The sequence below is a fragment of the Rheinheimera sp. genome (genome assembly GCF_037442345.1).
Taxonomy (GTDB): Bacteria; Pseudomonadota; Gammaproteobacteria; order Enterobacterales; family Alteromonadaceae; genus Pararheinheimera.
In genome coordinates, this window is record NZ_JBBIQL010000023.1 from 23,267 (window position 1) to 39,258 (window position 15,992).

The 15,992-nt window shown below is 50.7% G+C and carries 18 protein-coding genes; 7 read left to right on the top strand and 11 right to left on the bottom strand.

Translation table 11 applies throughout. The features are described from left to right. Positions 1-7 precede the first annotated feature (7 nt). Positions 8-703, bottom strand: a complete 696-nt coding sequence (gene pgl / locus WKJ04_RS14345) for a 6-phosphogluconolactonase (protein ID WP_337881044.1) — start codon at positions 701-703, stop codon at positions 8-10. Position 704: 1 nt separating this feature from the next. Beyond that, a complete protein-coding gene (zwf, locus tag WKJ04_RS14350) occupies positions 705-2,177 on the bottom strand; it encodes a glucose-6-phosphate dehydrogenase (protein WP_337881045.1) in 1,473 nt (490 codons plus the stop codon). 259 nt (positions 2,178-2,436) lie between these two features. Between zwf and WKJ04_RS14355 the strand changes: the two genes are divergently transcribed. Then, positions 2,437-3,294 (top strand): MurR/RpiR family transcriptional regulator, encoded by an 858-nt coding sequence (locus WKJ04_RS14355; protein ID WP_337843502.1) that lies wholly within the window; start codon positions 2,437-2,439, stop codon positions 3,292-3,294. A gap of 221 nt (positions 3,295-3,515) precedes the next feature. Next, positions 3,516-4,952: a pyruvate kinase gene (gene pyk, locus WKJ04_RS14360; protein WP_337881046.1), complete on the top strand. Its 1,437-nt coding sequence runs from the start codon at positions 3,516-3,518 to the stop codon at positions 4,950-4,952. 57 nt (positions 4,953-5,009) lie between these two features. On the opposite strand, the gene WKJ04_RS14365 is transcribed toward pyk, so the two are convergent. Both WKJ04_RS14365 and WKJ04_RS14370 read right to left on the bottom strand, forming a co-directional pair. Beyond that, entirely contained in the window at positions 5,010-5,216 is a 207-nt protein-coding gene (locus tag WKJ04_RS14365; RefSeq protein WP_337881047.1) for a hypothetical protein, read from the bottom strand. 27 nt (positions 5,217-5,243) lie between these two features. Continuing rightward, entirely contained in the window at positions 5,244-6,161 is a 918-nt protein-coding gene (locus WKJ04_RS14370) for a DMT family transporter (protein ID WP_337881048.1), read from the bottom strand. Between the two features lie 174 nt (positions 6,162-6,335). Here WKJ04_RS14370 and WKJ04_RS14375 point away from each other — a divergent pair, with 174 nt between their 5' ends. Continuing rightward, positions 6,336-7,313, top strand: coding sequence for an ATP-dependent 6-phosphofructokinase (locus WKJ04_RS14375; RefSeq protein WP_337881049.1), 978 nt, complete (start codon positions 6,336-6,338; stop codon positions 7,311-7,313). Positions 7,314-7,362: 49 nt separating this feature from the next. Here the strand turns inward: WKJ04_RS14375 and WKJ04_RS14380 are convergent, their stop codons facing one another. From WKJ04_RS14380 to hinT, 5 genes are all read right to left on the bottom strand, one after another. Next, positions 7,363-8,190, bottom strand: a complete 828-nt coding sequence (locus tag WKJ04_RS14380) for a LytTR family DNA-binding domain-containing protein (protein ID WP_337881050.1) — start codon at positions 8,188-8,190, stop codon at positions 7,363-7,365. Beyond that, entirely contained in the window at positions 8,174-9,256 is a 1,083-nt protein-coding gene (locus tag WKJ04_RS14385; RefSeq protein WP_337881051.1) for a histidine kinase, read from the bottom strand. Before WKJ04_RS14385 ends, WKJ04_RS14380 begins: the two co-directional genes overlap by 17 nt. A 120-nt stretch (positions 9,257-9,376) precedes the next feature. Continuing rightward, complete coding sequence (locus tag WKJ04_RS14390) at positions 9,377-9,844, bottom strand: Mpo1-like protein (RefSeq protein ID WP_337881052.1); 468 nt, start codon at positions 9,842-9,844, stop codon at positions 9,377-9,379. A 69-nt stretch (positions 9,845-9,913) separates the two neighbouring features. Beyond that, on the bottom strand, positions 9,914-10,312 hold the full coding sequence (locus WKJ04_RS14395) for an acyl-CoA thioesterase (RefSeq protein WP_337881053.1): 399 nt from the start codon (positions 10,310-10,312) through the stop codon (positions 9,914-9,916). A 54-nt stretch (positions 10,313-10,366) separates the two neighbouring features. Beyond that, complete coding sequence (gene hinT / locus WKJ04_RS14400; protein WP_337881054.1) at positions 10,367-10,717, bottom strand: purine nucleoside phosphoramidase; 351 nt, start codon at positions 10,715-10,717, stop codon at positions 10,367-10,369. A 49-nt stretch (positions 10,718-10,766) separates the two neighbouring features. On the opposite strand from hinT, the gene WKJ04_RS14405 reads away from it, so the two are divergent. Together WKJ04_RS14405 and WKJ04_RS14410 are read left to right on the top strand one after the other, a co-directional pair. Beyond that, positions 10,767-12,545, top strand: coding sequence for a PDZ domain-containing protein (locus tag WKJ04_RS14405; RefSeq protein ID WP_337881055.1), 1,779 nt, complete (start codon positions 10,767-10,769; stop codon positions 12,543-12,545). Further along, positions 12,505-13,566 carry a metal-dependent hydrolase gene (locus WKJ04_RS14410; RefSeq protein WP_337881056.1) on the top strand — a complete coding sequence of 354 codons (1,062 nt, stop codon included), beginning with the start codon at positions 12,505-12,507 and terminating at the stop codon, positions 13,564-13,566. Before WKJ04_RS14405 ends, WKJ04_RS14410 begins: the two co-directional genes overlap by 41 nt. Before the next feature lie 21 nt (positions 13,567-13,587). Here the strand turns inward: WKJ04_RS14410 and WKJ04_RS14415 are convergent, their stop codons facing one another. Both WKJ04_RS14415 and WKJ04_RS14420 read right to left on the bottom strand, forming a co-directional pair. Further along, on the bottom strand, positions 13,588-14,442 hold the full coding sequence (locus tag WKJ04_RS14415) for a 6-carboxytetrahydropterin synthase (RefSeq protein WP_337881057.1): 855 nt from the start codon (positions 14,440-14,442) through the stop codon (positions 13,588-13,590). Between the two features lie 73 nt (positions 14,443-14,515). Then, complete coding sequence (locus WKJ04_RS14420; RefSeq protein ID WP_337843515.1) at positions 14,516-14,773, bottom strand: hypothetical protein; 258 nt, start codon at positions 14,771-14,773, stop codon at positions 14,516-14,518. Between the two features lie 115 nt (positions 14,774-14,888). Here WKJ04_RS14420 and fabA point away from each other — a divergent pair, with 115 nt between their 5' ends. Both fabA and WKJ04_RS14430 read left to right on the top strand, forming a co-directional pair. Further along, entirely contained in the window at positions 14,889-15,401 is a 513-nt protein-coding gene (gene fabA / locus WKJ04_RS14425; RefSeq protein ID WP_337843516.1) for a 3-hydroxyacyl-[acyl-carrier-protein] dehydratase FabA, read from the top strand. A 138-nt stretch (positions 15,402-15,539) separates the two neighbouring features. After that, a complete protein-coding gene (locus WKJ04_RS14430) occupies positions 15,540-15,914 on the top strand; it encodes a VOC family protein (RefSeq protein WP_337881058.1) in 375 nt (124 codons plus the stop codon). Positions 15,915-15,992 lie beyond the last annotated feature (78 nt).

Sequence of the window (15,992 nt, forward strand, 5' to 3'; positions counted from 1 at the left end):
TTTTCAATTAACTCGCCGCAAACATCACTGCGACCGGGACCTGCTGCTGTTGCAGTATGGCGCGCATGGGCATTTCTGACGCATCCTGTCCGGCCTGGGCTTGTTGCAGCACGGTCAGTTTTTTCTCACCAACCAAATGAATATAGATCTGACGGCTGTCAAGCAGCCGCTTTTTACTGAAACTGATCCGCTGATAAGGGGCTGTTGCCGGCTGTACCGCCAGTACATCTGGTGCGTCGTCAGCCAAACCTGCCTGAATTTGCGCACTGCACGGAAACAAAGAGGCTGTGTGACCATCTTCACCCATGCCCAAAATCAGCACATCGAAAGTCGCCAGGCCTTTGACCCGCTGCGCCACTGCCGCGGCGCCTGCAAAGGCGTCATCCGGATGCTTTGCATCGAATAAGCTGATAAAACGCGCTTTGGCCGCTCTGGCCTGCAACAGGTTGGTTTTGACCAGGCCTTCGTTGCTGTCTGCGTGTTGTTCAGGCAGCCAACGGTCATCGGCCAGCGTAATCACCACTTTTGACCAGTCGAGCTCTGTCTGTGCCAACGCTTTAAATAAAGGTAAAGGGGTTTTGCCGCCAGAAACAACCAGTACGGCTTCTCCGCGGAGCGCGATGGCCTGTTGCAGTCGTTTTGTAATGTCAGCGGCAAAGGCATCATTTAATGCCGCACTGCTATCGTATTGATGTAATTCCATGTTATTCGTCCCAGTTGCGGTCATCCCGCGCCAACAGGGAGATGGCAGACACTGGCCCCCAGGTTCCCGCCTGATAAGGTTTTGGTGGCTCATTGGTGGTACGCCAGGCATCCAGAATACCGTCTACCCACTTCCAGGCCTGCTCGACTTCGTCACGGCGCACGAACAAATACTGGTTGCCTAACATGGCTTCGAGCAATAACCGCTCATAAGCATCGGCAATGCGCTGTGCCTTAAATGTTTCGTCAAAACTCAGGTCGAGTTTTGTTTGTTGCAGCTGCATGTTTTCACCCAGACCAGGAATTTTGTTCATGATCTGAATTTCCACACCTTCGTCCGGTTGCAGTCGGATAATCAGCTTGTTTGCTGGCAACTGCTTATAAGTTTCAAAGAAGATATTGTGTGGTTGAGGTTTGAAACAAATCACCACTTCGCTGACTTTGTTAGGCATCCGTTTACCTGTTCTCAGGTAAAAGGGCACACCCGCCCAACGCCAGTTATCAATGTCCACTTTAATAGCAACAAAGGTTTCGGTTTTGCTGTTCGGGCGGGCGTCTTCTTCTTCCAGATAACCCGGAACCGCATGGCCGGCAACAAATCCAGCGGCATACTGACCGCGTACGGTTTTTTCCTGTACGTTGCTCAGGTTAATAGGACGCAGCGCTTTTAAAACTTTGAGCTTTTCATCACGAATACTGTCTGCATCCAAACGAGCCGGTGGTTCCATCGCAATCAATGACAACACCTGTAACAGGTGGTTTTGTACCATGTCGCGCATTTGGCCTGCGTCGTCGTAATAACCCCAGCGGCCTTCCACCCCAACTTCTTCCGCCACGCTGATTTGTACGTGATCAATGGCGTTATGATCCCAGTTGGCAGCAAAAATAGAGTTGGCAAAACGCAGTGCCAATAAGTTCAGTACTGTCTCTTTCCCCAGGTAGTGGTCAATACGGTAAATCTGGCATTCGTTAAAATACTTGGCGACTTCGTTGTTAATAATTTTTGATGAAGCCAAATCATGGCCAATGGGCTTTTCCAGCACCACGCGTGCCGGTTCACCAGAAAGACCTGCCAGAGACAGGCCCTTACAGATATGACCAAATAAAGAAGGCGCAGTGGCAAAGTAACTGACCGGAATACGCTTTTTAGGGTCTGTCACTTGCTTCAGTGCTTTGTAGTCGTCTTCTTTAGACAGGTCGACCTGCACATAGACCAAACGTGCCTGCAGCCGTGTCAGCACATCTGTATCAATGCCTTCTTTGACAAACTTCTGCAAATTGAACTGAACCAGCTCTTTGTACTCATCCAGAGACATGGCGTCACGGGCTACACCTATGATCCGGCTCTCCGGGTTTAATAAGGCCGATTTTTCTAACTGATACAGTGCAGGAATAAGTTTACGGCGCGCCAAATCACCTTTGGTGCCAAACAGAATCAAATCGCAGGCTTTGTTAGTTGGTGCTGTGGTTGTCATGGAAGACCCTTAATTAGATGTAATTTTACAACACTTGACCGCATACTAGCCGAGCGATGCCGAGAAGTAAACCGAATAAGTTGTAATTAAATTACAGGCAAGCTAAAGTTTTGACTATTCTCATATAATAAGGCAGCCTAGGCAACGAATATGCTGTTTTGTTGTAACTTTATCACTACTCTGCAGGGCCCGCTGGTTGCCTTACAAAAAAGGTTACAACAGGCTGTACACCAAGGTTTCATTAAGTCAGGACTATCCGATGAATGTGTTGGAAAAAATTATTAATAGCGTCAACAGCTTCAGTAAGTCAGAACGTAAAGTCGCTGATGTAATCCTGGCCAATCCCCAGACGACTATCCACAGCAGTATTGCAGCACTGGCGAAAATGGCAGACGTGTCTGAACCGACAGTCAACCGCTTCTGTCGCCGCCTGGATACCAAAGGCTTTCCGGATTTCAAGTTGCATTTGGCGCAGAGCCTGGCCAACGGTACACCTTATGTGAACCGCCATGTTGAAGAAGATGATGGTCCCGAAGCCTACACGGCAAAGATCTTCGAATCCACTATGGCTGCACTGGATACTGCCCGTCAGCACGTCGATATACTGACCGTGAATCGTGCGGTTGATGTGCTGACCCAGGCGAAGAAAATTTCTTTCTTTGGTTTAGGCGCTTCGGCCTCTGTGGCTCACGATGCGCAAAATAAGTTTTTCCGCTTTAACGTCCCAGTGGTGTGTTTCGATGACATCGTGATGCAACGCATGAGTGCCATTAACAGCAGTGAAGGTGATGTGGTGGTTTGTATCAGTCATACAGGCCGGACCAAAAACCTATGCGATATTGCGGCCATTGCCCGGGAAAACGACGCCACAGTTATTGGGATCACCGCTTACGACAGCCCGCTCGCCAAAGAATGCACCCTGGTGCTGTCGCTGGATGTGCCGGAAGATACCGATATGTATATGCCAATGGCCTCCCGCGTTGCCCAGCTGGTATTGATTGATATTCTTGCCACAGGTTTTACTTTACGCCGCGGAACCAAATTCCGGGAGAATCTGAAGAAAGTTAAAGACAGCCTGCGTGGCTCCCGCTTTGATAAAAAAGATTTTCACAGCTGATACCCCAGCCCTGCTTATCGGGGCTTTTTTTCGCCCGCTGGCAGGTTCTGAACTAAGGTTGAACACAGGGCGTTTGGCTTAGTTGTTGCCAAATTACCAATTCACAGATCGGATCAGCGGTTTCAATGCCATTAAAAGCACAAGAATTGGCTATATTCTGTAATAAAATTACATTACACTAACGCCGACCAGTTTACTGACCATTCAATCGGAGCCTTAGAATGCCAAGAAGAACTAAAATAGTCGCCACCCTGGGTCCTGCCACCAATTCGCAAGCCGCCATCGAAAAATTAATTCTGGCCGGTGCTTCAGTTTTCCGTTTCAACTTCTCGCACGGCAGTGCAGAAGATCACAAACAACGGGCCGAAATGGTTCGCGCTGCCGCCGCAAAAACCGGCGCTCATGTGGCTATTCTGGGTGATCTGCAAGGCCCGAAAATCCGTGTTTCTACCTTCAAAAACGGTCCGGTGATGCTCGAAGAGGGCCAGCACTTTGTATTGGACGCCGACCTGCCGAAAGGTGAAGGTGATGAAACTCAGGTGGGTATTGATTACAAAGAACTGCCTGCTGATGTGCAGTCTGGCGACGTGCTGCTGCTGGACGACGGCCGTATTCAGCTGGTTGTTGAGCATGTAGTAGGCCAACGTATACACACCAAAGTGTCAGTGCCGGGCAAACTCAGCAACAATAAGGGCATTAACCGCCAAGGCGGTGGTTTGTCTGCTCCTGCCCTGACTGAAAAAGACAAAACTGATATTTCACTCGCAGCCTATATAGATGTGGATTATCTCGCCGTGTCTTTCCCCCGCAGTGGTGACGATCTGCGTCAGGCGCGTGATCTCGCGAAAGCTGCCGGTTCCGATGCATTGATTATGGCTAAAATCGAACGGGCCGAGGCTGTTGCTGACGATGAAACTCTGGACGACATAATCCGTGCATCGGACGCGGTTATGGTTGCCCGTGGCGATTTAGGCGTCGAAATTGGTGATGCCGAGTTGGTTGGCCAGCAAAAGCGTATTATTGCTCGCTCCCGTCAGTTGAACCGCGTGGTGATCACTGCGACTCAGATGATGGAATCCATGATCGAAAGTCCGATGCCAACCCGTGCTGAAGTGATGGACGTTGCGAATGCGGTACTGGACGGCACCGACGCTGTGATGCTTTCTGCGGAAACAGCTGCCGGCAAATACCCGACTGAAACAGTGAAGGCCATGGCGCGGGTTTGTGATGGTGCAGAAAAACACCCACGTGTACAAATCTCCAAACACCGTATGGACGTTGAATTTACTGAAGTCAGCGAAACTATTGCCTTGTCAGCCATGTATGCAGCCAATCACCTGACAGGTATTAAAGCGATAGTGGCGCTCACTGAATCGGGCTATACCGCTAAATTAATGAGCCGCATTACCTCTTCGCAGTCGATTTATGCCTTGTCCCGTCATGAAAAAACACTGAACAAAATGGCGTTATACCGAGGCGTCTATCCGGTGTTTTTTGACAGCACCCAAAATCATGGCCAGAAATTGTCTGCCGCTGCTCTGGAAGCTGTGCAGAAAATTGCTCAGCTGAAATCAGGCGACCTGGTGATCCTGACCTATGGCGATGTGATGGAAACTGTGGGGGCATCCAACACCTGCAAGATTGTGCAAATCCCTTAATTGATACCTCATGCAAAAAGCCAGTCAATGACTGGCTTTTTTATTCTGATCAGAAGCTTATTCTGCCTGGGGTTCAATAAACACGTCGCAATACCCTACTCCTTCCACGGTAATAGCGGCCGAGTCTTTTTCAAAAGCTATGGTCGCACTTAGCAGTGCCCTGCCCAGTCCATCAATAATTTCCTCTGGACCCAGCTCCAGCGCTTCACATTTCTCAATAATGGCATCCATCAGTTGCTGCGATTGTTCATCAGTCAGTGCCACAATTAGGCTCCTCGTTTGCTAGGTTAATTATCTGCGCCGAAGCATTGGGGCCAGCGCGGTCATGGCTGATCCCAATACCACCAGCACTGCGCCTATCCAAGCCAGCGCATTTAAATCTTCCGTGACTATGGCTGGCGTGTACAGTGACAAAAGCTGGGCAAAGGCAATGGTCAGCAAAGGCGTGATGGCCAGTACTGCGCTGACATTGGAGGCCTGCCAGTGCTGTAAGGCTTCCGCAAAGGCACCATAAGCGATCACTGTATTCATGCAGCAAAACGCCAATACAGCCCATTGCCAGGTCGAGAGTTGGCTAAAACCGCGAAGGTCCGTCGCAGGAAAAAAACTGATGGCGCCAAGAATATAAATCAACCACATCACTTGCTGGGATTTTAACTGCATCAGTAACTGCTTTTGTGCCAGTGCATAAGCAGCCCAGCTAAAAGCCGCAACTAAAACCAGCAACAGGCCAAAGCTCTGTTCAGACGCTTCCAGCAGCAGCTCCAGCAGGCGGTCATTAAAAAACAGCAGCAAACCGATCAGCAAGACCACAGCTCCGAATTTCTGCCATAGCAATAAAGGTTCTTTAAATATGAAAACGGCGCCAATCATCATCAAAAAAGGCGCCAATTGGATCAGCACCTGAGCTGTTTCAGCACTTAAGTAACTCAGCCCCGACAGATACAAAATGTAATTCAGCAGTAATCCGGAAGCAGCGACGCCAAGCAGACACCAGCCTTTAATCGTCAGTTTAAAGTGCAGTTGTTTGTTGGCGACCAGCATCAGGCTCACCAGCATGGCGGCTACCAAAAAACGGATCCATGTGACGGACGCGGGCGTAAGATCGCTGAGCAGCCATTTCAGCGCCAAAGGTAAAATGCCCCAAAGGACAGCTGTGACCAAAGCCAGACTAAACCCTAACCAGACACGACCCGATGACTGATGCATAACAGCTCCTGCTTCTAAGGCCGCTATTATCGGTGATCTGCTCTCTCTTGTCTGTGGCTGTTCCGGCCAACTGCTTAAATAACCTGCTCAAAGATAACTGTTCTTTGCGTCAGGTCATGGCATTAGCGGCTGGTTTCACTATGCTGGTGGCAATGGCACAACAAGGGACAACTAATGAAACGTATTGGTGTACTGACATCCGGCGGCGATGCGCCGGGAATGAATGCCGCAATCCGGGCCGTCGTACTCACCGCAAATGCTGCTGAGCTGGAGGTTGTTGGCTTTGAATATGGCTATAACGGCATTCTGGAACGTCAGTACCTGACACTGACCCCTTATCATGTCAATCATCTGATCCAACACGGAGGCACAGTACTGAAAAGTGCGCGCTGTCAGGCCATGTTCTCTGACGACGGCGTAAAACAAGTCGCCGCTGTGTTGCATGAGCTGGCGATAGATGCCTTAGTACTGATTGGTGGTGACGGTACCTTTCGGGGGGCAGTTCAGCTGAGTCAGCACTATCAGGGGGCATTGATGGGGGTTCCGGGCACTATAGACAATGATGTGGATGGCACCGACTTTACCATTGGTTTTCACACAGCTGTGGATACAGCTCTGGATGCCATTGATAAAATCCGCGACACCGCCGATGCTTTTGAACGCATTTTTCTGGTCGAAGTGATGGGCCGTCACACCGGTTATCTGGCCGTAGCCGCTGGTATTGCTGCAGGTGCCGAACAAATTATTTGTCCCGAGCTCGCCTCAGAGCTGGATACTGCAAAAATTTTGCAGCATATACGCAATGCACAGCAACACCGTGGCCGCTGCAGTTATCTTATTGTACTGGCTGAAACTATGTATCCCGGTGGCGCGGCTGCTTTGGCACTGGAGCTTGAACGTCAGGGTGTTGAATGCCGGGCTTCCGTGCTTGGTCATATTCAGCGTGGAGGCCGACCAGTGGGGGCTGATCGTATTCTGGCGACCAAACTTGGTGCTTATGCGGTAGAGCAGCTGTTACAAGGTGCACATCTGATGATGGCCGGTGAGGTAAATGCGCAGGCGACTTTGTACCCACTGATAAAAACCGGCGATAAGCAGAAAAAGGTTGACCAGTATTTACTGAACTGGCAACAGCAAGTCGCTCAATATTAAGAGGGTAGAAAAAAAGGCGCCCTTGGTTGCGCCTTTTTGCGTTGGAAGGTCAGGAGTTAAACACCATCTTCACACGGTCTTTGTAACTGCGGCTGACTTTGACAGCCTGACCGTTGGTCAGCATCAGTTGATGTTCTCCATTGGCCAGCATCTGTAACTTCGCAATGGTATTGACATTCACAATGGCACTGCGGTGCACCCGGACAAAGAGTTTAGGGTCCAGCTCCTGCTCCAGTTCTTTCATGGTACGCCGCAAAATATGGGTCTGTCCGTCTTTGGTGTGAATACACATGTAATCCCCGGCAGCATCCACCCAATCGATCGCCGTGACAGGCACCCGGGTAATTTCACCGCTGTCTTTGATGCTGATCGCTTCCGGGTATTTGTCGCTCATCACGGGTTGGGCTTTGTCCAGACGTTGCAGGATCTGATCACGCTGTTCGCCGGTCAGTTGTGCCACCACAGCGGCCAGCTGATCTTTGTGACGTTGATCGTCGCGGGCATCGAAGTTTTTCAGCAACTTATTGACGGCTACCGACAAACGATCTTTTTCGACTGGCTTCAATACATAGTCCAAAGCCTGCACTTCAAAAGCACTGAGTGCATAGTGATCATAAGCCGTGACAAAAATCACATAAGGCAGAGTCACCTGCATTTGTTGCAGCTGTTTAATCACCGCAAAACCATCCAGTCCTGGCATTTCCACATCTAGGAAAACTGCGTCCGGTGCTAAATCCCGGATTTTCTGTACGGCTTCGTCACCGTTGCCGCATTCAGCGACTATGTCCAGTTCCGGGAAGTCTGCCAGACGGACCAGCATTCCGCGACGGGCCAGCGGCTCGTCATCGACTACTATCACCTTAAGCTTCTGTTTCATCAGTCGTCTCTACTTCAAAAGGTATTCGAATATTCACTTTCAGCCCCCGCGGCTGATTATGGGTTAATACCAAAGAAAAGTTGCGGTCATACAAAGCAGCCAGACGTTCCTTGGTGTTCATTAACCCAACGCCTCCTGCACCGCCTTTGGGAAGGCCGTCAGTCAGCACCATACCAGGGCCATCATCGGCCACTTCAATCAGCAAATCATGGCCAAATTTTTGTGCGGCTATCATGATTTTTCCACCGGCCGTTTGTGTGGCCACTGCGTACTTAATGGCATTCTCGACCAGAGGTTGCAGGATCAGACTCGGCACCAGGGCGTCATCCGCCGCTTCATCAATGTCGTAAATAATGGTCAGGCGCTCGGAAAAGCGCACCTTTTCAATCTCCAGATACAGATTGGCTGCATAGAGTTCCTGCTGCAGCGGAACCTTTTTGATTGGGTCCTTGTACAGCGAATAACGCAGGAAATCACTCAGGCGCACTAACATTTTATTCGCTGTGTCCGATTCGTTTAATAAGACCAAAGTCGATATAGCATTGAGTGTATTAAACAGAAAGTGCGGATTGAGCTGGTACCGCAACATTTTCAGCTGTGCTTCATGCGCTTTGTTGCTGGCTGTCAACGACTTTTGTTTTTCCTGCTGCAGCGTCTGATAATACTTGATACCAAAATACAGACCGCTCCAACTTAGTATCACGTAAAAGCTGACGGTGGTCTGCCGGAAATATTGAGTCCAGCTGTCCGGCCTGAACCCGTGGCGATAGATTTCCCAGTAGTTAAAATTGCGGAACACAGTCCAGACTGCGGCGACAGCCAAAGCCAGCAGCAGCAAGCTCAGCAGCATCTTCCAGGGTTCCCAGTGCCAGATGCGCTGAAACACATAACGCAGTGGAATAGTCAGCAACCAGCCGGCATAAGCGTCCAGCGCAACCACTATCCAATAGGCCGAACGCAACTCCTGAAATAATGAGCCGAGATAACTGATGAAGGCAAAACCTGCCCAGCCAAGCGAATGCAACAGCCAGAACAAACGATGGCGATCTTCAAAAAATTTTTGCAAGGCAGTTCAGGTCCGGATAAACACAGGACTATTGTAACTGAGCCGACTGGCACTGGCGCTGCAGATACCGGGTTTTAAACCCGGCATTAGCTCCGTTAGTCGCAACAGTCCCATCTCAGATTAAACACCCAAGCCAAGCCTGCGCAGAATAAAGCCAAGCAACCAGGCCGGCCCTATCAGTAAAAATTGCAGGTCTTTAAAAAAGGAAGGTTTTTTGCCTTCAATTTTATGGCCAATAAACTGAAACACCCAGGCGATCACAAAAAGTGTGAGCGACAATACCCAGATATCAGGACTGACTTGTGCCTGGTACACACGAATGAGCCAGACCACCAGGGCGGTAAAGATAGTCATGCCCAAGCCAATGGCAAAGGACAAGCTGAAATAGAAAGCCAAAGCTGGCACAGCCAGCAGCAGTGGCCAGGTGATTTGCTGTTCAGCAAAGAGGGTAAATGGCATAGGCAGTTGCCATAACAGACCAAAGACGGTGAAATAAATCACTGGAACTGCCAGCCAGTGGATCAGTTTGTTGGTGGGGTTCTGATGGCTTTCACCGTATTCATCAAACCATTGTTGCACTGTTTTCATTGTTATGGTGCCCTGTTGTTGTGGAACTCTGACCACTTTACTGCCGGGCACCTCAAAGCTCAAGCCCTGTCAGCTGAGCACTGGTGTTGGCTTGCGATCCGGCCCTAACGCCACAAAGGTAAAACTGCCGGAAATCGCTTTGTGCTGATCATCGTGATACATGTCTTCCACAAAAATGTCGACGTTCACTTTAATACTGGTCCGGCCCACATGCTCGATGCGCGCCACCAGCTCGACAATAGTGCCAGCCGGAATAGACTCTTTGAAATCAACCCGGTCGGAGCAGACGGTGACCAGAGGTTTGCGGCAAAAACGGGTGGCAGCAATAAAGGCCACTTCATCCATCCAGGCCAACGCCTCGCCACCAAACAAAGTGTTGTGGTGATTGGTGCGTCCAGGGAATACGGTTTTGGTCACCTTGGTGAGGGCATATTCGATGCGTTTGGCTATTTGCGCTTGGTCTGTCATTCCAGTCTCCGGCTAGGTTTGGGCGCGAATTGTAGTGATTTTTCATGATTTTGCCTAGCGGCTGAGCATAGCGCCCAACGCTTTGCCACCGACCATATGCAGGTGAAGATGATACACCTCCTGACCACCATGTTCGTTGCAATTCATAATAAGCCGGTAACCTTTCTCTGCGATGCCCGCCTCCGCCGCCAGCCTTCTGGCCACACTGAACATACGGCCGAGTGCGGCTTCATGCTGGGGCTCCACATCGTTGACTGTCGGGATCAACACATTTGGCACGATCAGGATATGAGTTGGCGCTCTTGGATCTATGTCTTTAAACGCAGTGACCAACTCATCCTGATATAAAATGGTCGCCGGCACTTCCCGACGAATAATTTTGGAAAAAATAGTTTCAGAGGCCATACAATACTCCTTTGATAAACATCCAAATCAACACCTTGGAGTATAAGGGATGGCCAAAGTCCGTTACCAGATTGAGTTGAAAGACCCTGTTGCCCACCTGGTGCAGGTCTGTCTTGAATTCAGCCCGACCACCGATGATGACATGGTGCTGAGTTTGCCGGCCTGGATCCCTGGCAGTTACATGATCCGTGATTACGCCAAACACCTGCAGGGCTTAAATGCCAGCGACCCGGAAGGGACTTTGCCGTTGATACAGCTTGATAAACAAAGCTGGCGCCTGTCACACAGAGGTTTACCGGTTCAATTGCGTTACCTGGTGTACGCCTTTGATTTATCGGTACGGGGCAACTACCTGGACGATCAGCTGGCGGCGTTGAACCCCTGTGCTTTGTGTCTGGCGGTGCAAGGCCTAACCGACGGTCCGCTGGAACTGACGATTTCGGCGCCATACCAGAGGGACTGGCAGGTCGCCACCGGGTTGCGTCCTAAGCCAGCAACCGCATTTTTAGGCCAGGGTACATACCTTGCCACGGATTATCAGCAACTGATTGACAGCCCGCTGTTACTGGGCAAATTGCAGTGCCAACAATTTATGGTGGCAGGAATTCCACACTATATGGTGTTGGCGGGTGAACCTGAGACAGACATAACCCGCTTGTGCACGGACCTCACATCCATTTGTGAAGCTCAGGCGCAGGTTTTCGGCGGTTTACCGGCCGATTTAACTCAGTACTGGTTTTTAAGCTGGGTCACTGATAAAGGCTACGGCGGGCTTGAACATATGAATTCAACCTTGCTTCTGCTCAGTCATCAGGATTTGCCGCACCCGTTAAGGCCTGACGAAAGTACTGAGGCTTACCGCAGCTTTTTGGGCTTATGCAGCCATGAGTATTTTCATACCTGGTGGGTCAAACGGGCTAAACCTGCCCAGTTTTTGCCGTATCAAACGGAACGGGAGCAATACACAGCACAACTCTGGTTGTACGAAGGTTTTACCTCCTACTTTGATGATCTGGCGCTGGTACGCAGCGGCAAAATGACAGTGGCCCAGTACCTGACCACATTGGAACAAAGCATCAATAAGGTCAGCCTGTTGCCGGCAGAATCTGTACAGTCGGTGGCCGACAGCAGTTTCAACGCCTGGACCAAATACTATAAACAAGATGAAAATGCCCCCAATGCGGTGGTCAGCTATTACCTGAAAGGCAGCCTGATCGCGCTCTGTCTGCAAGCCCGGCTGCAACAGCAGGACTTGTCATTGGAAAACTTAATGCAACAGGCCTGGCTCGCTTTTGGCGCTTCCGGCCAAGGCAGTCTGGAAGATGATTTTATCGGGCTGACCCGCCGCTATGCCGGGCATGAAGTTGCTAATGCGCTGGAAAGCTGGGTCCATCAGGCAGAACCATTGCCGTTAGAACAGTGCCTGACTCAGTTGGGTTTGAAGGTTAGCTACCGCGCCCGCAGTCATCCGAAAGACTGGTCGGGCTCAGCCGGTTCACAGTACCCTGCCCGTGATTTGGGTGCCGTAACGTCTGGTACCGCAGAAGGCGTGCAGGTGTTGCAGGTTTTGCTGGGCTCTGCCGCCCACAAAGCAGGTTTAATGGCGCAGGATCTGATCATCGCCGCCAATCATAAAAAGGTCACTGAAGCTTCTTTATTGCAGGTGTTGGCCGATACCGAACCCGGCCGCACACTGACGCTGCACCTGTTTCGGCGTCAGCGGCTTATCGAGCTGCAGCTGCCGGTCGTGCTGGCCGCTGAGTCATTGAGAATGCTGCAGACCCAGCATGCAGAGACAGTACAGCGTTGGTTGGGAGTGGCGTTATAAAGTGGATTCACTGACCCAAATGGCCCTTGGCAGTGCCGTCAGTATCACACTGCTTCGCAAGCAGATTGGCGTACCTAAAGCGGCGCTGCTCGGAGCCGTGCTTGGCACAGCGCCGGATTTGGATGTGCTGATAGAGCATGGTGATCCGTTGAGTAACATGACTCAACACAGAACTGAAACTCATGCCCTGTTTTATCTGCTGTTACTCTCCCCGCTGCTGGGCTGGCTGCTGGCCAAATACTGGTTGCAACCGGCCTGGTTTGCCCGTCTGACACTGGCTGTTGCCGCCGTATTACTCAGCCATCCACTGCTGGACAGCCTGACCATTTATGGCACTCAACTGGCACTGCCGTTTAACAATACCCCTTATGGCACCGGCAGTGTGTTTGTCATTGACCCACTTTACACCCTGCTGTTGCTGTTTGGCGTTTGTTCCGCTTTTGTCCGGCCCCAGGGGCGGGCCAATCAATGGGGTCTGGCGCTGAGTTCGGCATACCTGCTGATTGGTTTGGCAACTCAGTGGATGGTCAGCAACAAAGTGGTGCAGCAATTACAGGGTGAACATCAACAGGTGCAGAAGCTGCTGGTAACTGCAACCCCTTTTAACACCGCACTCTGGCGTATCCTGGTGTTGCAACAGGATCAATATCTGGAAGGCTACTATTCGGTGTTCGACGGCGACAAGCCAGTGCAATGGCAGGTCTTTCGCCGGGAGCAGGCACTGCTGACAACCTTTGCCGACCTTGACGCTGTCAGGCAACTGAACTGGTTCAGCTCGGGCTTTTATTTGTTAGAGCAGCATCAGCAGCAGTTGGTACTGACCGATTTACGTATGGGGCTGGCCCCCTATTACAATTTCAGCTTTGTGGTTGCCGAGCAGCGCGACGGCCAATGGCAGCCAGTGCCGGTGCGGCAGCGGGAAAGACCAACAGTGCGCCGTCAGACCTTGCTCTGGTTATGGCAACGGATCTGGAGCCAGACCCAACAACCTCTGACACCCTGGCTGGACAGGGCTGATTAGGGCTTGTTCCACAGCCTTGGATCAGGCGAAACCTATAGCGCCCTTGCCGACCCCTTCGTAGGCCACCACTTTAAACTGATGGTCTGGCTGTTGTTGCTTCAGCTCGCTGGCAATAAAGTCAGCCAGGCATTCCACTGTCGTGTCACAAGGCACCACTTCACAGACAGCAGCGGGTAATGAGATTTCAAAGTAACCTTGAGGTGCGTCATAACAAAAGTTCAGCGCACCCGGTTCGGCCTCTAAGTACCGTAACGCACCGGCATCGCACTGATCTTCAGCTGAACCGAGATAAATATCTTCCCAGCGTTCACACCAGTATTTGTTCAGACGAGGCGATAGCATCTGGTCCTGATAAATCTGGATGGTAGAACGATGACCATGGGCAATACGCTGGCAATTGCCATCGTGTTTCTTCAGGCCATGGGTATAGTGATAACTGAAACCACTGACCTGCTCTGTGCGTAAATTCAGCACCAGTTGTGCAACATTGGTTGGCAGCAGAGCCTTGATGTGTTCGGTCAGGTAGGCGCTGATGCTGTCCATACTGATCTGCTCTGCCGGAATGGCTACAAAGGCATCGGCTGGCGAAGCCACCTGAATAAGGCCCTTTGCAGACTGAAACTTCACCACCGAACGCTGTGCCTGAATGAGATCTGTGGCAGCAGATAAGGTTGGTATCGCCAGTTTGTGGTCCACCAGCTCATCAATGGCTTTTTTGATGCTTTTTTTCACCCTGGCAAAATCCAGCACCATCGACATCTGATCCAGGCCGCCGTGCAGTTCAACATCCACGATATAACTTTCACCAAGCAAACCACGTTGCTGGCAAAGGTAAGAAAAATCTATGACTGTTAAATCGCGTACAAACAAAATCATCTGGAGCTCTCAACTGGCGCCGCCTGGCAAAAAGGGCCGCCAGTATACCCGAAGGGCGGGTCTGGAGCCAAAGTTACTTTTTGTGTTCGGTCAGCCAGCCGTTAAGCAGTCCTATCTGGCCCAATTTATGGGCTGCGTACATCAAGCGCACGGCATTGCTGAGCAAAGTACTGTCGTTCCAGTCGGTTTTTTGCTGAATTTCCTGATAACAGGCCAGAGCTTCCGGGGTCAGATAACCGCGCAATTCCTTTTTCCCCGAGCCCTTTTGCCGCTCGCGGTACCGTTGTTGTTTTTCTGCATTCGTAAGTGGTCGTTTTTCGTATTCTGTCATGACAGCGTAACAATTGGCGTTGAGGCTGAAGTTGTACCGGCTCCGACTAATCGGACTTGTTTAGCGTACATCTGTTCGCTAAAGTGACCCGGCCCTGATGATGGATCTAACATACATGACAAAGAATAGCTTTACAAAACAAGATTTAGTGGCCTGCGGCCTGGGTGACTTATTTGGCCCGGGTAACAGCCAGTTACCGGTTGATAACATGCTGATGATTGACCGCGTTCTGCATATCTCTGAAGAAGGCGGTAAATACGGCAAAGGCGAAATTATTGCTGAGTTTGATATTCACCCGGACTTATGGTTTTTTGCCTGTCACTTTAAAGGCGACCCCGTGATGCCAGGCTGTCTGGGCCTGGATGCGATGTGGCAGTTGGTTGGCTTCTTTTTGGGTTGGGCCGGTGGCCCGGGTAAAGGCCGCGCTTTGGGCGTAGGCGAAGTGAAATTTACCGGTCAGATTTTGCCGACTGCCAAAAAAGTCACCTACAAAATTGATATGAAACGGGTGATCAAACGCAAACTCTTTATGGGTATTGCGGATGGTACTGTCAGCGTTGATGGGCGTGAAATTTATACAGCGGATGAGCTGAAAGTCGGCTTGTTCCAGGATACGTCCAGTTTTTGATCCCCTTTTCTGACTCACAGTGCTGACAACGGCGCTGTGAGTGCACAACCCCGTCTTCCGAAATTCTGCTCCGCTCGCATCAGAGTGCCTGGCTAGGCTATAGTCTTTCATACCTATCTGGCAAAAAAGGAAATGATGATGAGTTCAGTGAATCCTGTAGGTTGGTTTGAGATTCCAGTGGTGGATTTGGAGCGCGCCTGCGCTTTTTATCAACAGGTGTTTTTGTTGCAGTTTGAACGCATGCAAATGGGGCCAAGTGATATGGCGATGTTTCCTTATGATCATCAAGCCAACGGGGCCGCAGGTGCTTTGATCAAGGAAGCCGGCTACGAGCCATCCATCAGCGGAACTTTGGTGTATTTTGTCGCAGACGATGTTGCCTCTACTCTGGAGCGGGTGAAAGCTGCAGGTGGCAAAGTGGTCCTGCCTAAAACGGCAATAGGTGAACATGGTTTTATCGGGCACTTCACCGACAGCGAAGGCAACAAAGTCGGCCTGCATTCCATGCAATAAAACACTGCCCCTGTTTGGGGGATCTGTTTGCAGTTCGCGTGTTCTCTCTGGCAGTATAAGCCTATAGCTGCTGCGAGG